Source organism: Pelotomaculum sp. FP, assembly GCF_004369245.1.
In the GTDB taxonomy this organism is placed as follows: domain Bacteria; phylum Bacillota; class Desulfotomaculia; order Desulfotomaculales; family Pelotomaculaceae; genus Pelotomaculum_C; species Pelotomaculum_C schinkii.
In genome coordinates this window covers 81,466-98,609 of the sequence record NZ_QFGB01000001.1, presented here as the reverse complement: position 1 = coordinate 98,609, position 17,144 = coordinate 81,466, and the positions used below count along the sequence as shown (strand labels likewise).

At 44.5% G+C, this 17,144-nt stretch carries 16 protein-coding genes, 1 pseudogene and 1 other annotated feature; of the genes and pseudogenes, 15 read left to right on the top strand and 2 right to left on the bottom strand.

The window, feature by feature from the left end; translation table 11 throughout:
• Positions 1–187 precede the first annotated feature (187 nt).
• From Psfp_RS00420 to ileS, 5 genes are all read left to right on the top strand, one after another.
• Entirely contained in the window at positions 188–736 is a 549-nt protein-coding gene (locus Psfp_RS00420) for a DivIVA domain-containing protein (protein ID WP_134216574.1), read from the top strand.
• Between the two features lie 105 nt (positions 737–841).
• Positions 842–1,465: a CoA pyrophosphatase gene (locus Psfp_RS00415; protein ID WP_134216573.1), complete on the top strand. Its 624-nt coding sequence runs from the start codon at positions 842–844 to the stop codon at positions 1,463–1,465.
• 37 nt (positions 1,466–1,502) lie between these two features.
• Positions 1,503–2,345 (top strand): DUF2889 domain-containing protein, encoded by an 843-nt coding sequence (locus Psfp_RS00410; RefSeq protein ID WP_134216572.1) that lies wholly within the window; start codon positions 1,503–1,505, stop codon positions 2,343–2,345.
• A gap of 1 nt (position 2,346) precedes the next feature.
• Entirely contained in the window at positions 2,347–2,631 is a 285-nt protein-coding gene (locus Psfp_RS00405) for a DUF167 domain-containing protein (protein ID WP_134216571.1), read from the top strand.
• A gap of 396 nt (positions 2,632–3,027) precedes the next feature.
• Positions 3,028–3,269, top strand: a binding site (T-box leader).
• Positions 3,270–3,338: 69 nt separating this feature from the next.
• A complete protein-coding gene (gene ileS / locus Psfp_RS00400; RefSeq protein WP_134216570.1) occupies positions 3,339–6,128 on the top strand; it encodes an isoleucine--tRNA ligase in 2,790 nt (929 codons plus the stop codon).
• Positions 6,129–6,892: 764 nt separating this feature from the next.
• Here the strand turns inward: ileS and Psfp_RS00395 are convergent.
• The gene (locus Psfp_RS00395; protein ID WP_134216569.1) at positions 6,893–7,318 is read right to left on the bottom strand and encodes a hypothetical protein; all 426 of its coding nucleotides are present in this window, start codon (positions 7,316–7,318) and stop codon (positions 6,893–6,895) included.
• 96 nt (positions 7,319–7,414) lie between these two features.
• On the opposite strand from Psfp_RS00395, the gene Psfp_RS00390 reads away from it, so the two are divergent.
• The 8 genes from Psfp_RS00390 to Psfp_RS00360 all read left to right on the top strand — a co-directional run bounded on the left by Psfp_RS00390 (position 7,415) and on the right by Psfp_RS00360 (position 13,761).
• Positions 7,415–8,239, top strand: a complete 825-nt coding sequence (locus Psfp_RS00390; RefSeq protein ID WP_153189483.1) for an ATP-binding protein — start codon at positions 7,415–7,417, stop codon at positions 8,237–8,239.
• Complete coding sequence (locus Psfp_RS00385) at positions 8,240–8,860, top strand: accessory gene regulator B family protein (protein ID WP_134216567.1); 621 nt, start codon at positions 8,240–8,242, stop codon at positions 8,858–8,860. It begins immediately after the preceding gene.
• A gap of 5 nt (positions 8,861–8,865) precedes the next feature.
• On the top strand, positions 8,866–9,006 hold the full coding sequence (locus tag Psfp_RS00380) for a cyclic lactone autoinducer peptide (protein WP_134216566.1): 141 nt from the start codon (positions 8,866–8,868) through the stop codon (positions 9,004–9,006).
• Positions 9,007–9,011: 5 nt separating this feature from the next.
• A complete protein-coding gene (locus Psfp_RS00375) occupies positions 9,012–9,737 on the top strand; it encodes a LytTR family DNA-binding domain-containing protein (protein WP_134216565.1) in 726 nt (241 codons plus the stop codon).
• 410 nt (positions 9,738–10,147) lie between these two features.
• Entirely contained in the window at positions 10,148–10,300 is a 153-nt protein-coding gene (locus Psfp_RS21395) for a hypothetical protein (RefSeq protein ID WP_190258516.1), read from the top strand.
• A 182-nt stretch (positions 10,301–10,482) separates the two neighbouring features.
• Positions 10,483–10,785 carry a hypothetical protein gene (locus Psfp_RS00370; RefSeq protein WP_134216564.1) on the top strand — a complete coding sequence of 101 codons (303 nt, stop codon included), beginning with the start codon at positions 10,483–10,485 and terminating at the stop codon, positions 10,783–10,785.
• A 1-nt stretch (position 10,786) separates the two neighbouring features.
• Positions 10,787–12,190 carry a radical SAM protein gene (locus Psfp_RS00365; RefSeq protein ID WP_190258515.1) on the top strand — a complete coding sequence of 468 codons (1,404 nt, stop codon included), beginning with the start codon at positions 10,787–10,789 and terminating at the stop codon, positions 12,188–12,190.
• A 125-nt stretch (positions 12,191–12,315) separates the two neighbouring features.
• A complete protein-coding gene (locus Psfp_RS00360; RefSeq protein WP_134216562.1) occupies positions 12,316–13,761 on the top strand; it encodes a PqqD family peptide modification chaperone in 1,446 nt (481 codons plus the stop codon).
• Positions 13,762–14,246: 485 nt separating this feature from the next.
• Here Psfp_RS00360 and Psfp_RS22075 read toward each other — a convergent pair.
• A pseudogene (locus Psfp_RS22075) lies at positions 14,247–14,384 on the bottom strand (transposase); the annotation flags it as partial.
• A gap of 440 nt (positions 14,385–14,824) precedes the next feature.
• On the opposite strand from Psfp_RS22075, the gene Psfp_RS00350 reads away from it, so the two are divergent.
• Together Psfp_RS00350 and Psfp_RS00345 are read left to right on the top strand one after the other, a co-directional pair.
• Positions 14,825–15,721 (top strand): hypothetical protein, encoded by an 897-nt coding sequence (locus Psfp_RS00350; RefSeq protein ID WP_134216561.1) that lies wholly within the window; start codon positions 14,825–14,827, stop codon positions 15,719–15,721.
• A gap of 16 nt (positions 15,722–15,737) precedes the next feature.
• Positions 15,738–17,066: a radical SAM protein gene (locus Psfp_RS00345; protein ID WP_134216560.1), complete on the top strand. Its 1,329-nt coding sequence runs from the start codon at positions 15,738–15,740 to the stop codon at positions 17,064–17,066.
• Positions 17,067–17,144: the final 78 nt, after the last annotated feature.

Sequence of the window (17,144 nt, the reverse complement as noted above, 5' to 3'; positions counted from 1 at the left end):
AAAAAATGTAGGTGCGGATTCATTCGCACAAAGCCACATTAGCCGCCGCCCAAGTACGGCGCCAACGCGCCGTGTATGATTGAAATGGCGCCTGCATCGGCTGGTATTTTCATCATATGTGCGCCGCCGGCGGCCGTGGGCAACCACGCTCCAATAAAAAGTTAAGCCAACCTGAGGTGAAGAGGCATTGATTACACCGCTCGATATTCAAAAAAAAGAGTTTCGCAAGGCTATGCGCGGGTACCGGCAAGAAGAGGTCGACGCCTTTCTGGATCAGGTTATCCAGGACTATGAGGCGCTGTTCCGGGAGAACCAGACCCTGAAAGAAAAGCTGGTCCTGGCGGAGCAAAGCACGGCCCGCTACCGTGAAATCGAAGAGGTGCTTAAAAACACCATGATCATGGCCCAAAAGAGCGCCGATGAGCTGAGACAGAATGCCGAAAAGGAAACCTCGTTGCGTCTGGACCAGGCCAGGATTGAGGCGGAGCAGATAACCCGTGAGGCGGAACAGGAAGCGGCGGCGCTAATTCAGGAGGCAGACCTGAAAGCCGCCGGCATGATCAAAGACGCGGAAGAAAAAGCAAAGCTTATCTATGAAGAGTACCACCGGATGGAACGGGATGCCCAGGTATTCAGAATGAAATTCCGCGCTTTTTTGGAAGCTCAAATGAAATATTTGGATGGCGAGGAAGATAGTATCCCCGCCGAGGATGAACACAGGGAAGAAACTGCCTGAATGAGTATGGTGTACTGTTCTATCCCTTTTTTAATTTGATAGTTTTAGGCTCAAAAAGTCTCCTGGCATGGAGGCTTTTTGAACACGCATTTAAGGAGGATTAAATTGGAACTTATCAGGAGGATAGCCGGTAGGCGACCGAGAATACACAATGAAAGTGAGTGTCTGGTATCGGCTGTTCTGGTGCCCATAGTGAAAAAAGAGGGGATACCGCATGTCCTTTTTGAGGTTAGGTCTGAAAATCTCAACAGGCAGCCGGGTGAGATTTGTTTTCCGGGTGGTAAAGTCGAGCCGGAAGAAATGGAACGGCCGCAGGAGACGGCTATCCGCGAGGCTGTTGAAGAACTGGGTATTCGCCGGGACCAGGCGGTTTTGATTGGCCCCCTGGACTACCAGATTACCCCGCCCGGCACGCTGATCTATCCTTTTTTAGGGCTGATTGAGGACCTGGATATAATCAATCCCAACCCCAATGAGGTTGCAGGTACTTTTTTAGCTCCGCTGGAACATTTTATCTCTCCGCCCATGGCAAGCACGGTTGAAGTAGCGACCCGCTACCCCGCTGATTTTCCATTCCACAGGGTGCCCGAAAGCTATAAAGAGAAAGAGAATTGGTCGAAACAGTGGTCTTTCCCCGTTTACTTTTACGAATACGGTGAATATTTTATCTGGGGCGTGACGGCCCGGATCCTGAATAATTTTATCACCCTCTGCCGCCCGGGGGTGTAGGCTTTAAAAAAAGTGGACCAACAAGGGGTTTTATCATATGAAATTGATCTACCAGAAAAGCTGGTTTTGTTCGGTGAAACGTATTCATTCCGGTGAATTGCTGGCGGAGGCGTCTGTCCTGGGGACAGAACTGGAAGCAACCGGCAGGCTTAAGGCAGACCAGTCTTCTTTTGAAATTAAAGATGCCCGCTGGGAAGTATTTCGCTCGCCCGCAGGGATTTTTAACGGCAGTCAAGAGGCGCCCGGCCTGAAAGGAACAACTGCTTATTTTAATGCAGGTCGTGACCTCCGCAGAGAGGTTGGAGAACATGCCGGCGGGCTGGCCCGGGAGTTGCTTGCCGAATGCGTCAAGGGTATTATCCAGTCGGAAACTTTTCTCTTCCGGGAGAGAGGATTCCCCACCCTGAAATCCTATTGTGAACACTGGCGGAAGTTTCAGGTTGACACCTGCCGTTATCAAAGCAACCTTCATCGTGTTACACGCTGGTGGAACGAGTATGTGGACGGGCTGCAGCACGGTTTAAACCTTTTCAACCGCTCCAAAAACTGCGCTGTTTACCTTTTGGCGGACGGTCTCATCGTTCATAGCGGCTTTAGCGACTCCTACCACGAGCTGGGCCTGTTGAGCCGCCTGGACCTTGCCGGCCGGGTTGAAGAATGCTCCGGCAGCTTTCTCAGGGCGCCGGATCAGGTGTGTTTTGAGTGTGCTTTGCTCCCCGGTAGATTGAAAGGTCTGGTCCTTACAGAATGCGCCAAGAAACAGTTGTCTGAAATAGTCGGCGGGCCACAGGGTTGTGAACACCTGGTGGACCTGGCTGAGGAACTGCGTAAAGCAGTCGCCTATACGCTGGCAAATATCCGTAAAGGAGGGGTTGTATAAGGTGCTGCCGCTCAAAGAAGAAAAAGACGGCGTGTCCTTCAAGGTCAGAGTCCAGCCGCGTGCGTCCAAAAACCAGCTGGCGGGACTTTTCGAAGACGCCCTGCGGGTACGGCTGACGGCGCCTCCGGTGGATGGGGAAGCCAATGAGGCGTGCCGCGCCTTCCTGGCCGACCTCCTGTCGGTCGGCCGCGGCCAGGTAGAAATCCTGTCCGGTCTGACCGGACGCAATAAAGTTGTCAAGATTAAAGGAGTCAGTATATCAGAAGTTCAAAAACGGCTGCCCTAAACACATATCCCTGTTTCATATCACAAAAATTGTTCTCGAAAAGGCTTGACTTGCGGGCATGGGGTTATCCGGAGTGAACGGAGCACCTGGGTGCGTTCCTTAGCGCGTGCGTAGCTTGCAGAAAAGCTTAAATAGCGCGTAGCCACCAGGTGGCTGTCTGTATATGCGGTCGGCATGTTGTTCTTGTTGCACAAATGGAGAATTGCGAAGAGAACGGAGGATAACCCCATGACCACTACCCCAGAGGCTTTTCGAGAACCAGTTAACCTTTTGAATTTGTTTTTTTGCCCAATATTTTCATTATAAGCATTCATAATTTCTATTGGTTGGGAAAAATTACTTGGCAAGTTGACGCACCAGGGCCTTTTCTATATAATATTGTCTGTTAAGGCTCGATAGTTGCCTGTGAGCGGGACGAGTAGGCGTGTAATTCCGGTAAAGAGAACCCGGGTATGGTGGGAACCGGGTACGGATAAACGTTAAAAATCACCCGTGAGGCGCCGGCTGAAACCCTGCGGGGGATTAAGCCAGGCCGGATCGCCACCGTTACCGGGCGGCTGGAGTGGCAGGCCTTAGCAGCTCATAACTGGCGGGCCGGCATTTAGGGTGGTACCACGGGCTATAATCCCGTCCCTTTGGGGGCGGGATTTATTCGTTCATAATAGTCAAGTTCATATATGTTTAAATTTTGGAGGGGTATTAAAAAGATGGACTACAGTAAGACTTTAAACCTGCCTAAAACAGATTTTCCGATGCGGGGCAACCTGCCCGAAAGAGAACCGGAGATCTTAAAATTCTGGGAAGATATTGACATCTACCGGCTGGTACAGGAACAACAACGTGATTGTCCCAAGTACATCCTGCACGACGGGCCGCCCTACGCGAACGGCCACATTCACCTTGGTCATGTTTTAAATAAAATATTGAAGGATATCATAGTCAAGTTCCATTCCATGTCGGGCTTTAACGCACCCTATGTGCCGGGATGGGATACGCACGGCCTCCCCATCGAACAACAGGCCATCAAGGCCTTTGGGCTTAACCGCAATAATATCCACCCGGTAGAGTTTCGCGGCAAGTGCAAGGAGTTCGCTCTGAAGTATGTCGATATTCAGAAAGAGGAATTCAAACGGCTGGGGGTACGGGGGGATTGGGACAATCCTTATCTGACTTTGATGCCCCATTATGAGGCCCGCCAGATCGGTGTTTTTGGCGATATGGCCAAGAAAGGTTACATTTACAAGGGACTCAAACCGGTATACTGGTGCGCCTCTTGCGAAACCGCTCTGGCTGAAGCCGAAGTGGAGTATGCCGACAAACAGTCTGCTTCGATTTTTGTGAGGTTCCCGGTGCAGGACGGCAAGGGGGTACTTCCTGAAGACAGCACCTTCGTGGTAATCTGGACCACCACCCCCTGGACCTTGCCGGCCAACCTGGCTATCACTCTCCACCCTGATTTTGAATATGTGTTATTCAGGGCAGGCAGTGAAAAATATCTGGTTGCCTCCGAATTGATGGAGAGTTTTGTTAAGACGGTTGGCCTTGATGACGTTGAAACCATAAAAACATTCAGGGGTACGGAGCTGGAGCAAATAGTGTGTAAACACCCGTTTGTCGACCGGGCTTCCCTGGTAATCCTGGGCGACCATGTAACCCTCGACCAGGGCACCGGTTGTGTGCATACCGCCCCTGGCCACGGCATGGAAGACTTTATAGTGGGCAAGAAGTACGGCCTGCCCGTCCTCTCACCGGTTGACGCCAAAGGACGCTTTACGGAGGAAGGCGGCGTCTTTGCCGGAGAATTTTATCTGGACGCCAATAAGTCCATCATTGAGGAACTGGAAAACCGCGGCCATCTTATGGAGCATTCTACCATCCAGCACCAGTATCCTCACTGTTGGCGCTGCAAGAAGCCTGTTTTCTTCAGGGCCACGGAACAGTGGTTCGCCTCCATTGACGGGTTTCGTCAGGCCACTCTGGACGCCATCCGGACGGTGCGCTGGATCCCGGGCTGGGGGGAGGAGCGGATTTATAACATGGTGGCCAACCGGGGCGACTGGTGCATTTCACGCCAGCGCAGCTGGGGTGTGCCGATTCCGATTTTTTACTGCCGGGACTGCGGCAAGGAATTGATCAACGACCAGACGATCAGCCACCTGCAGGGACTTTTCCGGGAACATGGTTCCGACGTCTGGTTTGCCCGGGAAGCTTCAGAATTGCTCCCGCCGGGTATGAAATGCGATCATTGCGGCTGTGATGGCTTTACCAAGGAAACCGACATCATGGATGTATGGTTTGACTCCGGCACCAGTCACTTCGGTGTGCTGGATGAACCGCAGGTGTGGCCCGACCTGTGCCGCCCGGCAGACCTTTACCTTGAGGGCAGCGATCAGCACCGGGGTTGGTTCAACTCATCACTATCCACCTCGGTGGCCGTCACCGGGCAGGCGCCCTACCGGGCGGTCCTGACACACGGGTTTGTTGTAGATGAAAAGGGCCGCAAAATGTCCAAATCACTGGGCAACGTGGTTGATCCGGCCAAGGTTATTAAACAACTGGGCGCCGATATCCTGCGCCTGTGGGTCAGTTCTGCAGACTACCGGGGGGATCTGGCGGCTTCCCCCAGCATTATGAAGCAAATGACCGAGGCCTACCGCAAAATAAGAAACACCTGCCGCTTCCTGCTCGGCAACCTCCATGATTTCGATCCGGCCGTGCACAAGGTGGGTTATGCTCAGTTGCCCGAAATCGACCGCTGGGCTCTGTCCAAGCTGCAGAAGCTGGTGAAGAAGGTTACCGGCGGCTATCAGGACTATGAGTACCATGTCGTTTACCATGCCGTCCACACCTTCTGTGCTATTGACATGAGCGCTTTATATCTTGACATCATTAAGGACCGCCTCTACACCATGCCGGCCGAATCAACAGAGCGCAGGGCCGCCCAGACAGTCCTCAACGAAGTCCTGCAGGCGCTGGTCCGGCTGCTGGCCCCGGTACTGGCCTTTACCTCTGAGGAAATCTGGCGCTATGTGCCGGACGACAAAGGAAAGGCGATCAGCGTACAGCTGGCCGGGATGCCGCAGGTTGTAGATGACTACCTCGACGAGGAATTGGAACAAAAGTGGGAGCGTCTCCTGGCCGTGCGCGGTGAAATTACCAGGGCTTTGGAGGAGGCGAGGCGGGAGAAGGTGATCGGCAATTCTCTGGAGGCTGCTGTGGAACTATATGCCGGAGCGGAATTGTATAATTTCCTTAAACCCGCCGCGGATGACCTGGCCACAATTTTCATCGTGTCGCAAGCAGCTCTCAAGCCCATGGCTGAAGCCCCGGCGGGAGCCCGCGCCATTGATACGATGCCGGATTTGTCTGTTGTGGTGAAACCCGCTTCGGGCCAAAAGTGCGAACGCTGCTGGATGTATCACGAAGAAGTAGGGCTTGATCCGGAACACCCGGCCATCTGCCCGAGGTGTGCGGGCGTTATTAAAAAACAGGAATAATCATATTAAAAAAAACCATGAAAATAAATTATGATGCAATTTTTTTGTTGAAGATACGGTAAGGCAACTAAGGCTTTATGTTTTGGAAACAAGAAACCTTCCTCACTAAGAGGAAGGTTTCTATGTTAAGAGCCCGCAATGACCTACGCTACAGCCACTACGCATCCCTGCATAGCCCATGACAATCTTTCGACTGCCATAGACCATTACGGAACCCGTAATGACCTTTGCTCGACTACCATGCATGCCTAGGAAGCCCACAGCAATCTTTCGACTGCTGTAAACCTCTTGCTGTACCGAAGTAAAAGCATGCCGACACCCATGGTAATCTTAGCTCGACCGATGAATATCCCTTACGACCCTGCAGCAATCGTTTTGGACTGCTGCAGAACCTGCCGGAACATCCACCGATCTTCCCTCCGGCCGATATCGAACCATTATGACCCGATACCGACCTTTGGCCTACAGAGCCGTTTGACCCTGTAACGCTCTTGGCTCGGCCATTATAGTATCATGCCCATAAAGGATTTAATTATTATCGAAACAAAAAATTGTACGTGGCAATGAATTGTCTGAGTGAATCAGCTGCAATTTTTTATTTTTGCGTAGAAAGATTGATGTAGCAAAACCGCCAATGTTTTTTGCATGGCAATCATCCGTTTCATTCACTTCTAACCCAAGTTTGGTTATTTAAGCCCAGAATTGGGTTATTTGCGCCAAGCGGCAGGAACTTGTAAGTAAATGTAGAAGTTTTTGGAAGGACATCAAAGCAATGCTGGCGCATCGCATCCGACACCGTTGCCCTGGTATATCGTTCTACTGCTTTCAATCCCGCAAACATTTCTCATCATTAAAATCGGGTTTCGGCTTTTCAACCTGCCCGTAAGCTGTTCAAAAGCATTATTGTTGTCCCTGGCAGTTGGTGTTGTGTCGATCTTTGCACGAGGATTGCCCCTCCCGTTTGGCGTCCACACAATAATACTTGCGGTGTCCTCAACACTTTTAGCAACTGTTGTTACAGGAACAAATCTGTGGCACTGCTTTATTTCAATTCTTACCGGATCGTTGATTCTCGGAGTCCTGGAGGGAGTGTTAGTGCCTGTACTGCTCAAGATAACAGCTGCCACTACAGATAGCCTGGCATCGGAGCCCTGGTTGAACGTATTATACTTCCTGCCTTCAGGTACCATTATGGCGGTTGTTTATCTTCTAGCGAAGAAACGCAATTATGCGCTCTTCGATTTGAGACTGAATAAGGATTGATTGCATTGTTTAAAAATGGTAGATTGCTAATCATTTCTACCATACTCCTCGAAGCATGGTTTATTGTTATGATTAATCAGCAAATATACCTTGCCAATGGCATCGACGATTTAAAGGGGTTCCTGCCATTTGTAAACCTGGTGGTTTTAGCTTTGAGTGTTCTTGCCGTTTTTTCAATCAAAAGACTTGAAGAGGGTACCAGGAAATTAATAGAATTGAACCTTTTGAAAACGCACCTCCTGCATGTGGAGGACATTCTGAGCGCTTCGCAGGCCCAAAAACACGAGCACAGCAGGCACATCCAGACCATACAGGCGATGTTGTACCTGGAAGAAACGGATCAAGCACAGGAATATATTGAGGGAATAGCGGAGAGTTACAGACATACGGAAGGATTAATTCACGTAGGACATCCAGCACTTACCGCACTCTTCAACAGTAAACAAAAAGTAGCTGAGGCCAAGAAAATCGGCTTTGCTTTTGCCGTAAAATGTGATGTTGCCAATATTAATATATCCCCCTGGGACCTATGCAGTATACTGGGCAACCTTCTGGATAATGCCTTGGAGGCCGCTCTCCAGGACCCTTTCAACCGTCGGGTGGCCGTAGAAATAAAATACGAAAATGCGAATTATGTCATATATGTGTATAATACCGGGTCTAAAATCTCAGAGGAGGCAAGGCGGCGGCTATTTAAAGAAGGGTACACTACCAAGGGTTCCAAAGCTCGCGGGTATGGCTTGTATTTGGTTAAAAAACTGGTGGACAAGTACGGAGGAAAAATCGATGTCATATCAGGAGAACGGACAACATTTATAGTACATCTTCCAGACAGGGGCAGGGAATAAATGATGAAGGCGTTTGCCCGGAGAATTGCCGTGACCATGGGAACGCAGTTGCAGGTTGAGCGGGCTAAAATAGATATTTTTGCTTACGGATTGGAAATCATACTTGGAACACTTGTGCAGCTAACGCTTTTAATATTGTTATCATTCATTATCGGTGCCTTTAAAACAACCATGGTATGCCTGGTAGCCTTTGCATCGCTGCGCTATTTCGGAGGAGGCACTCATTTAAGTACGTATTCAGGATGCCTGATTGTTGGTACCGCTTTGCTTTTGGGCCTTGGTAAACTGGCGATGACTATAGATGTAAGCCTTGCAGCGTTAACAGGTATTTCGGCATTAACCATATTGACAGGCATTTACATCATCTTGCGGTGGGCTCCCGCAGGTACGGAAAAGAAACAGATTAAAGACGAGTCAATGAGACTGCGGCAAAGAAATAAAGCTCTCTTTGTTTTAACAGTATGCTCTGCTGTTACAATGGTACTGATACAACATGAATTGACCGTTTACGCTTTTGCAGCAGTCCTGGGAACCCTCGGCAGCTTATTTCTCATAACACCCTGGGGATACAGGGCGGTTAAAGCCCTTGATAATATCCCGAATATATTCTTGAGGGGGTGAAAACAATGTTGAACAGATTGGCAGTGATCATGGTCAACACCCTGGCCGCAGTGCTGGTTTTTGTCGCCCAGACCGGGGTAAGCCCGAATTGCTGGTGGATCACTTATGAACCCGACATTCCTGAGGGCTTAAAACACGGGGACTGATATAGATGGTAAGCATTTTACTTCTCGAAGATGAGCATTACACCAGGCGGTTTCTCAAGAAGTTGGTATCTGAAAATCCTTTCGTTGACCAGGTAATCGACACTTCGAGCAGCCAAGAAGCAATCAGTCTCGCCAGGCAACACAAGCCCAGCATTGTCCTATTGGACATAGAGCTGGCGCCTGAAGAAGAGTTGAACGGCATACAGGTCGCAAAGAATATATATGATTTCAGTTCTGAAACATATTTTGTCTTTATAACCGGATATGCCCAATACGCAATTGAATCCTTCGCTGTCCATCCCTACGACTATATTCTCAAGCCGGTGAAAAAGGACAGAGTCAACGAAGTCATAAGCAGCCTTGCGGACAAGGTAAAAAGAAAGCAGGACGCCGGGAGCAGTCCCGAAAAAATGATGTTCAAGGCCGGGAATGAAATATTCATGATAGCTCCGGGCGAGATCCTGTTTATTGAGAAGCGGGATAAAGTCAGTTTAATCCACACTGGAGGCAACGTTTACAGGGTGCAGCAAACCCTGGGCGAGTTGGAGGAAAAGCTGGGAGATAATTTTTCCAGAGTTCACAGATCATTTATTGTGAACCTGAACAAAGTCAGCAGAATAGAAGAGGTAAGCAACAGATCGTATGAGATCGGCTTTGCCGGGTATGGTAAAACGGCCTTGATGAGCCGGTACAAATTTAAAGAATACAAGCATAGATTCACCCCTTTGTAATGAGAGAAGGGGTGTTTTTTTGTTCTCGCGGCCTGCCTTTTGGTTATTCACGCCCATAAATTGGCTATTAAGGAAAAAGTACTAGATATATGAAATTAATTGATTATAATTATGAGTAGCTGTAGTTCTTCCTTCCGGTGAGTGCTCGATTATACGGTACGGTCAACTGGATATACGGGAATTAAATAAATACTGATATGCTCTATTTTCGTATAATGTCAAAGTGCATTGAAACCATTTTTTCATAAGATGCTTTTATATTTTAGTATTAGCAGGGCATCGACGACAGAATTAACAATACAAAGTCAGGTTAACAACTGATGATATTACCGTCCGACGTATTGTTAATATTTAATCATATATCGATGAGGTAAAGGTAGGCAAATACCCTTTGAAGGAGGTGTAAATTCATGAATAAGATAAAGCGATTAATATATAGAACGCCGTGGTTGGTCAGTAACCGTGACGATAAGAGACTGGAATTCGAAGCCGGGTGCGCACAATTCTTTATTGCCACAGCTGCCTGTGCAATGATAGGTGTAGAATCAGGCGCGCTTTGCTAGAATAATTTTATGGCATGTCCTTGAAAATATGGTTTTGGAAAAATCTAAAATACTGGAGACATAATGATTAGAATAACTCCCTTATAAGTCTTACCTTTACCTCAGTCATTTCTGAAAACTAAAATCTATCAATGAATAGCATTACTTAAGTGTTTAAATGTTTATATAGTGAGGTGAATCCGATGTATAAGGAGTTAAAAGATATATACCATTATTTCCCTATAATGATTCCTATTTATTGGATGGAAGATGAAAAAATGGGACAAATAGTAATAAGCTTGGAGGATCGAGGGCGGATGATTTTAGATAAGGATGCTTCAACGGTGTGGAAGGAACTGGACGGGTATAGTACTGTATCAAGGATTATTGAAACGACTGGGATTTCTGAAGATGAAGTTATAAGCATACTAGAAGAATTAGCCGAGCAAGAATTAATCGTTTTGAAGACTCTCGATGCAAGGATATGGAAATCGGAGGGAAAATAGTGTGGCTGATGTTGTTTTAGTAAACCCTATAATACCATCATGGTATACGGAAGTATTGGAAGTTCACCCAGAGAAGGATTGGTTAAAACCTCCAGTGGGTAGCCCTCCATTGGGTTTACTTTATATCGCCGCTTATCTTGTTTCCCGGGGGTATAAAGTAAAAGTATTAGATATAATGCGAAAAAAGATAAAGAAGAGTGAGTTTATTGGTTTTTTGGAACAAGAACAGCCTAAAATTGTTGGGTTAGTTGTCTTCTCTGAAGCAACGGTATCCGTATTTGAATTCTGTTCTTCTGCTAAAGAGTGGAACCCGAATGTGATTACTGTCCTAGGTGGCCCACACGTAACTTTCATGGATGAAGAGACATTGCAACACGAAGCAGTTGACATTATCGTCAGGGGCGAAGGTGAACTGTCCATGGCAGAATTGGCTGATTATTTTCTTCAGCAGCGAGGTTCGCTGAATGAGATTAAAGGAATAACATACAAAATGAACACTGGAAAAGATGTAGAAATAGTTAGAAATCCAGGCCGACCCTATATTAAAGAATTAGACCAGTTACCCTTTCCACTCCGCACTGCAATAGATATGGAAGAATACCCGATGCCAGGGACTATTATTACGAGCAGGGGATGCCCCGGAAGCTGTATCTTCTGTGCTGCTGGAGCAATATCAGGTGGAAGATACCGAACAAGAGGGATAGATAATGTGATATTAGAAATAGAAGAAATGAGGCGTATTTTTAAAATCGACTATATAACAGTAGTCGATGATACATTTACGGCTTTTCCCGAACGAACAAGGGCTTTCTGCCACTACTACAACAAAAGTAACAGCGGTTTTGCTTGGGGCTGCGAATCAAGGGTTGACGACGTATCGAGGGAACTACTTACATTAATGGTTGAAAGTGGTTGCGATGCAATACAATTTGGCGTTGAGTCGGGAGTCCAAAGCGTTTTGTATTCTATAAGGAAGAATATTACAGTAGAACAGATAGAAGTTGCCGTTAGGTGGGCTAGAGAGGCAGGAATCAGGTTTATTGCTTGCTCATTTATAATAGGACATCACTCAGATACTCATGACACAGTACGGCAGACGCTAGAATTTGCGAAGCATCTACGTGACAGTTACGGAGTTACCCCATTTTTTGGCATGTGTACACCTTATCCCGGAACATATCTTTACAGAAATCGAGAAAAGCTAGGTGTTACGATTTATTCTAAAGGTTGGGATACTCACCAGCTCATTTATTCCAACATAAGCACTAAGTACTTAACTAGACAGGATATTCAGAGATGGTATTATAAGGCCTCCGAGTTGTTTCGTGACGACATAAAGAAAATAGAAAATATTCGATTAAGGCGTTCGAAACACAAATCACAATCCCCAAACATAATAGTATGAGGTGTGCGATTTGTTTTCAGGGTGTATAGGAGGGAATAAAATATATTGGGGAACACTGAAAACATAATGGTTTTCCAAAAGTCTAGGAATGAAGAGAAGCTGGATTACTTGGAGGGTATAGAGTTATGAAAAGTCAAGATAATAAGTTAATAGCTAATATTTTAAATTCACGCCCGGTTTCCCCTAAAAATATAATATTTAGAAATAAAGGCGATGAATACTTAGCGGTAGATCCTGAGACTATAGCATGGATCAGAACAAATGACATTGGTCATTTAATACTATCATGTTGTGACTCGAATTATACGCTTGATGGGATAGTTAATAGAGTCGCTGATGAATATGCAGTTCCAGTTGAACTAATAAGAGAAGATATAATCCAATTTGTTCTTGATGCCAAAAAAGCGGGATTAATTTTGGGAGAACAAACTACAATAGAATCGCAATCAGGCCTAGAAAGCGTCACCATCAATGTAACTAATCAATGTAATTTGAAGTGTGCTTATTGCTATTATCAAGCAGGTAACAAGCTAGAAGACGAGATGAACACTACGACTTTACGCAATCTAATATGTGATTTGCTTGAGATGGAGGTAAGGCAAATTAATATCTCTGGGGGAGAACCTTTGCTTAGGAAAGATCTTTTTGAAATTTTGCCAAAAGGAATCGAAGCTGATACTGTTTTGGTTACAAATGGGACTCAGATAGACGAAATGAACGCGAAAACTATTGCCGAGAAATTTAGTAATGTACATATCTCATTAGATGGTCCTGATCAACAGACGCATGAATCAATCCGCCCTGGAACCTTCAATTTAATTATATCAGCCATACAGTCGTTAAAGGCTAGCAAAGTAAGAAAGATCACTTTATCGATGGTTGTAAACAAAAATAATGTCAATAAGACAGCAGAGATGGTAAAATTTGCCCATGATTTAGAATGTAACTTGTCGCTTATTCGGCTCATACCTGTTGGAAAAGATACAGAAGGTCTGGAAGTGTCAAATGCGGAATACGTACATGCTTCAAATCGTGCTTACCGAGCCTATGTGTCTACTATACGGGAAGCCGGTGAACAATTTAGATCCATAAGAGAAATTATTGAACAGCATAAGCCTATTTTTTCATTGACGGTGGCAGATCTCCCCTATGATTTCATCTATCATAGGATTCCTAAGAAGAATTGTGGTCTAGGAATTAATCAACTTAGCATTTCACCCGATGGGTTTGTATTTCCCTGCCATGCATTACAACAGAAACAGTATGTACTTGGCACTTTAAAGCAGGAATCAATAAGAAATATTTATGAAAGAGCTGCTGACAAATACAGCAAGTTTAGCGTAGATACTTCTATAAAGGGATGCCAAGCTTGCTGGCTCCGGCATTTCTGTGGTGGTGGTTGTCGAGTACGGGCATTATGGCATACTGGTAACATTGATGGACATGATCCAAGATGTTCTGTTCTTAAAAGTAGCATTGAAACTGCTATGTGGCATAAAGGGCACAAAATGGAGAGACTATTAGAAGATATGAATCAACAAATAGTAAAATTGCATGACTTATCAATTTAATGTAATAATATCACAAGTCAGTTGGGACAGAACCAACAAAATCGTTATATTAAAAACCTATTCTATATAGCTTATCTCTAGCGTTGCATAAAAAGCGACGGCTCTTGTAAACAAGAAGTTTTAGGTTACTCGCAACAGAAGAGCGTCTAATTCGCAATATTTAGACGAATTTTTTTACCAGATTAAAAGGACAACGGCTCCATAAAAGATAACTCTGATCCACATTTTCTGCCTATATTTCTTTCTACGATGCGGCCTATAAGTAAAATAGCTCTACATCAACAGTATTTAAGAACTCAGTAGCCTCAACATCAATTTGTTTTACCAATAGATTAAAGCTTTCATGATGCTCTTTTCTTCACCTGCCACGGGATGGCCTGACCGGAGACTTTTTCAGGACCTCAATTAAGACAGCATAGGGACTATAGAGTTGGTCGGCAATAAGACGCAAGATAGCCAAAAAGTTATTTTCACAGGCAGGTCAAGCGTGTCATCATCAGCAAGCAATACGTTATAAGAGCTATCCATATCTGGCCGTATACAGCGCTATCACTGGTACCAAAGAACCTTTTTATCTTAAGGTGTTGTTTTAGCCATTAAAAAAACAGCTCTCCTTGCCATCTTAACGGTATATTTCTGAATCTCAAAAGTGTCCATGCTAAAATCGGTTGTTAGAATAAAATGGGGTTTCCTTCACTGTCCCGGGTTTTATGACTGACTGATTCATACGTGATCGGTTAGTAATATGTGTTAAGAAATTTTGATACTTTAAAACGCATCCAATAAAAAATCAGATTTTTGCTCTGATTACACCTATTGCTAGTTTTATGTTTTGTTTTTTACGGTAATCAGCATGTTCATAACACGGTTATTGTAATAAACTGGTTAACCGAGCAGGGTGCTGACTAATTATGTTGATATATTATTAATTAGTGATATATTGAAACATCCTCTTAATCTCTAAAATACCTAGTATTTTGGTGGATTTACACGATTGGGTTGTCAAATGGGGGCTGAGCTGGAATCGAACCATTAAGGACTATTTCTATTAGGAAGATAATTAATGAATATTGCTAATATTAGAGCGTATAATATATCCGTTGAAAGTAACTCAAAACCATGGAAGATATTTTTATGCATACTTATTGAAGCTTTGGTCAGACTTCAACGGGTTTATTCGTTAATATTAATTTTAATGATCCTTGTTGACTTAACGAAACAACAGTTCATATTATTAAATCTAGTTAAGTATTATGTCTTTGCTGTATTGATTATATGGTTTCTTTTAGCTATCCACGAATTTGGGCACGCCGCGATAGCCATTGCAGAAAGCAAGGGTTTAGTACAGGTTAGCATTCGTTATTATACTTGGGGACTATGGCAAGCCATATCAACTGACTGTATATTTGGAATTCCTGCATCACCTTCGATCCAGTACCGGTATTTCGCTGGAGGCCCAATAGCGATGGCTACTTTTGGGTGTGTTTTTTTAGTTATTTTTATTCATCTTGGTTTAGTTTTAGGGTTTTTTGAGTCGAGCAAACCTAGAATCTATTTTCTTCCCATTCTTTTGCCGATAACTATGGCCATTAGGTTTAAATGGGCTGACATAAACGGCAATGATGACTTCAGTCGTATGAAAAGACTATCCAGACATGGTTTAGATACTGTAAAAGAAATTATTTATGTTTTTAAGTGCATCATCGGCTATATTTTTGGTATGTCTGAAGTCATATCATACCAATGTCTACTTAATAAAAAGCCTGTAAAAATAATTTCTCGTTGGAACGAAAATTATGTGTTTTCTGGTTTGCCGCATATTGGGGAAAATAGTAAGATATGGGCCATGATAGATAGCAGTACAACAATCGGGGAGATCATCCAACATTTTGGAAGCAGTGCTTTAAGTTCTCTTTTTATTATGTTGAATCATAGACTAATTAAGCTTGAGGATAAATAGCGCGGAGGGAGAATATTTGGAAAGCTCATTATTGAGATTATCTGATAATTTTGTTGTCATAGAAGATAGTTTGGGCGAGCGAGGTAGACTCTATCATGTTCCTTCGTTAACCCAAGTAAACTCTGTAAGTCCACTTATGCTAAAAACCATCAAACTATTGATGCAAGGCCAGAGACCAAAAAAAGTTCCTGTTTATGCTGCTCAAAAATGTGATATATTCCTTGAAACAGAAATCTTGGACTGCATCTCAGATATGTTTAGAGTAGGAATACTAGTTGAAGGACAACCAAAAGAGTATTGCTATGGAATGAGAAAAAGTTATACCAAGCCGCCCCTTGATATGATTTCTCTAGAGCTCACTACGAGATGCAACCTCAAATGTATTCACTGCTATGTACCTCCAATTGCTGGAGCAAAAAGTAAAGAGTTATCTAATGAAGAGATCAAGAGATTAATCGATGATGCGGTAGAGTTGGGTGTGTGGCGTTTTTCTTTGACAGGTGGTGAAATATTTCTGCGTGATGATATCCTTGATATTCTCCATTATTTGCGCTTTAAAGGCATGGTCATTGACATTTTTACCAATGCTACGTTAATTGACGATGCAATGATTGGAGAGCTTGCAAAACTAAAACTCCGCCAATTGGCAACTACTATAACTGGTTTAGGCCCAACACATGATCGCTTCCAAGGGACTAAAGGAGCTTATAATAAGGTTTGTCGAACGATAGCGAAATTGAAAGAAAAAGGAATCGCGTTACGTATTAATGTGATACTACATAAATCCAACAGAAATGAATTTTATGAGTTAATACAGATCATTAGACGCCTAGGTTTTTCGTGGAGAATATCAAATATTATGTCGCTCGGCAGAGGAAAAGAGAGCAACTATCTTAATTTACCTGAACAACAATTTGCCGATATGCTCGCATCAGCATATGAAGCAAAAATTACTAGCAATATTGTAATTCAGGGCAGACACCCTGTAGAGCAAATCGATAATGATGGACCTATCGCCCCTAGTTGTGGTGTAGGCTCTTTTCGTATGTTTATATCTGCAGTTGGGGAGACTGGCTTATGCGAGGTGTTAAGCCATTCTACGAATCCTAAATTTGGGAGCGGAAATATTCGCGACAGAAGTATAAAGGAAATTTGGGAGTATGGTGAAGGATTTAATCGTTACCGTAATTTTCAATGTAATCGTATCGATAGATGCCAACATGCATCCTTATGCAGAGGTGGATGCAGAGCTCGTGCTTATATTGAAGGTGGATCAGTAGAAGAACCCGATAAGATTGCTTGCTTTGTCCTCCCCAGAATTAAACATGATTCGGTTCCTCGCTAAATCGTGTGGGTAAACAAATGTTAGCATCAAAATTAAAGAAAAACAATATTTCTTATACGATTAGAGCTAATTGGAAAA

Bases quoted from the DNA above. Each gene is read 5' to 3' on its own strand.
- ileS (WP_134216570.1), top strand. From the start codon at position 3,339: ATGGACTACAGTAAGACTTTAAACCTGCCTAAAACAGATTTTCCGATG.
- Psfp_RS00375 (WP_134216565.1), top strand. From the start codon at position 9,012: ATGGTAAGCATTTTACTTCTCGAAGATGAGCATTACACCAGGCGGTTT.
- Psfp_RS00380 (WP_134216566.1), top strand. From the start codon at position 8,866: ATGTTGAACAGATTGGCAGTGATCATGGTCAACACCCTGGCCGCAGTG.
- Psfp_RS00385 (WP_134216567.1), top strand. From the start codon at position 8,240: ATGATGAAGGCGTTTGCCCGGAGAATTGCCGTGACCATGGGAACGCAG.
- Psfp_RS00395 (WP_134216569.1), bottom strand. From the start codon at position 7,318: ATGGTACCTGAAGGCAGGAAGTATAATACGTTCAACCAGGGCTCCGAT.
- Psfp_RS00410 (WP_134216572.1), top strand. From the start codon at position 1,503: ATGAAATTGATCTACCAGAAAAGCTGGTTTTGTTCGGTGAAACGTATT.
- Psfp_RS00350 (WP_134216561.1), top strand. From the start codon at position 14,825: ATGAATATTGCTAATATTAGAGCGTATAATATATCCGTTGAAAGTAAC.
- Psfp_RS21395 (WP_190258516.1), top strand. From the start codon at position 10,148: ATGAATAAGATAAAGCGATTAATATATAGAACGCCGTGGTTGGTCAGT.
- Psfp_RS00360 (WP_134216562.1), top strand. From the start codon at position 12,316: ATGAAAAGTCAAGATAATAAGTTAATAGCTAATATTTTAAATTCACGC.
- Psfp_RS00370 (WP_134216564.1), top strand. From the start codon at position 10,483: ATGTATAAGGAGTTAAAAGATATATACCATTATTTCCCTATAATGATT.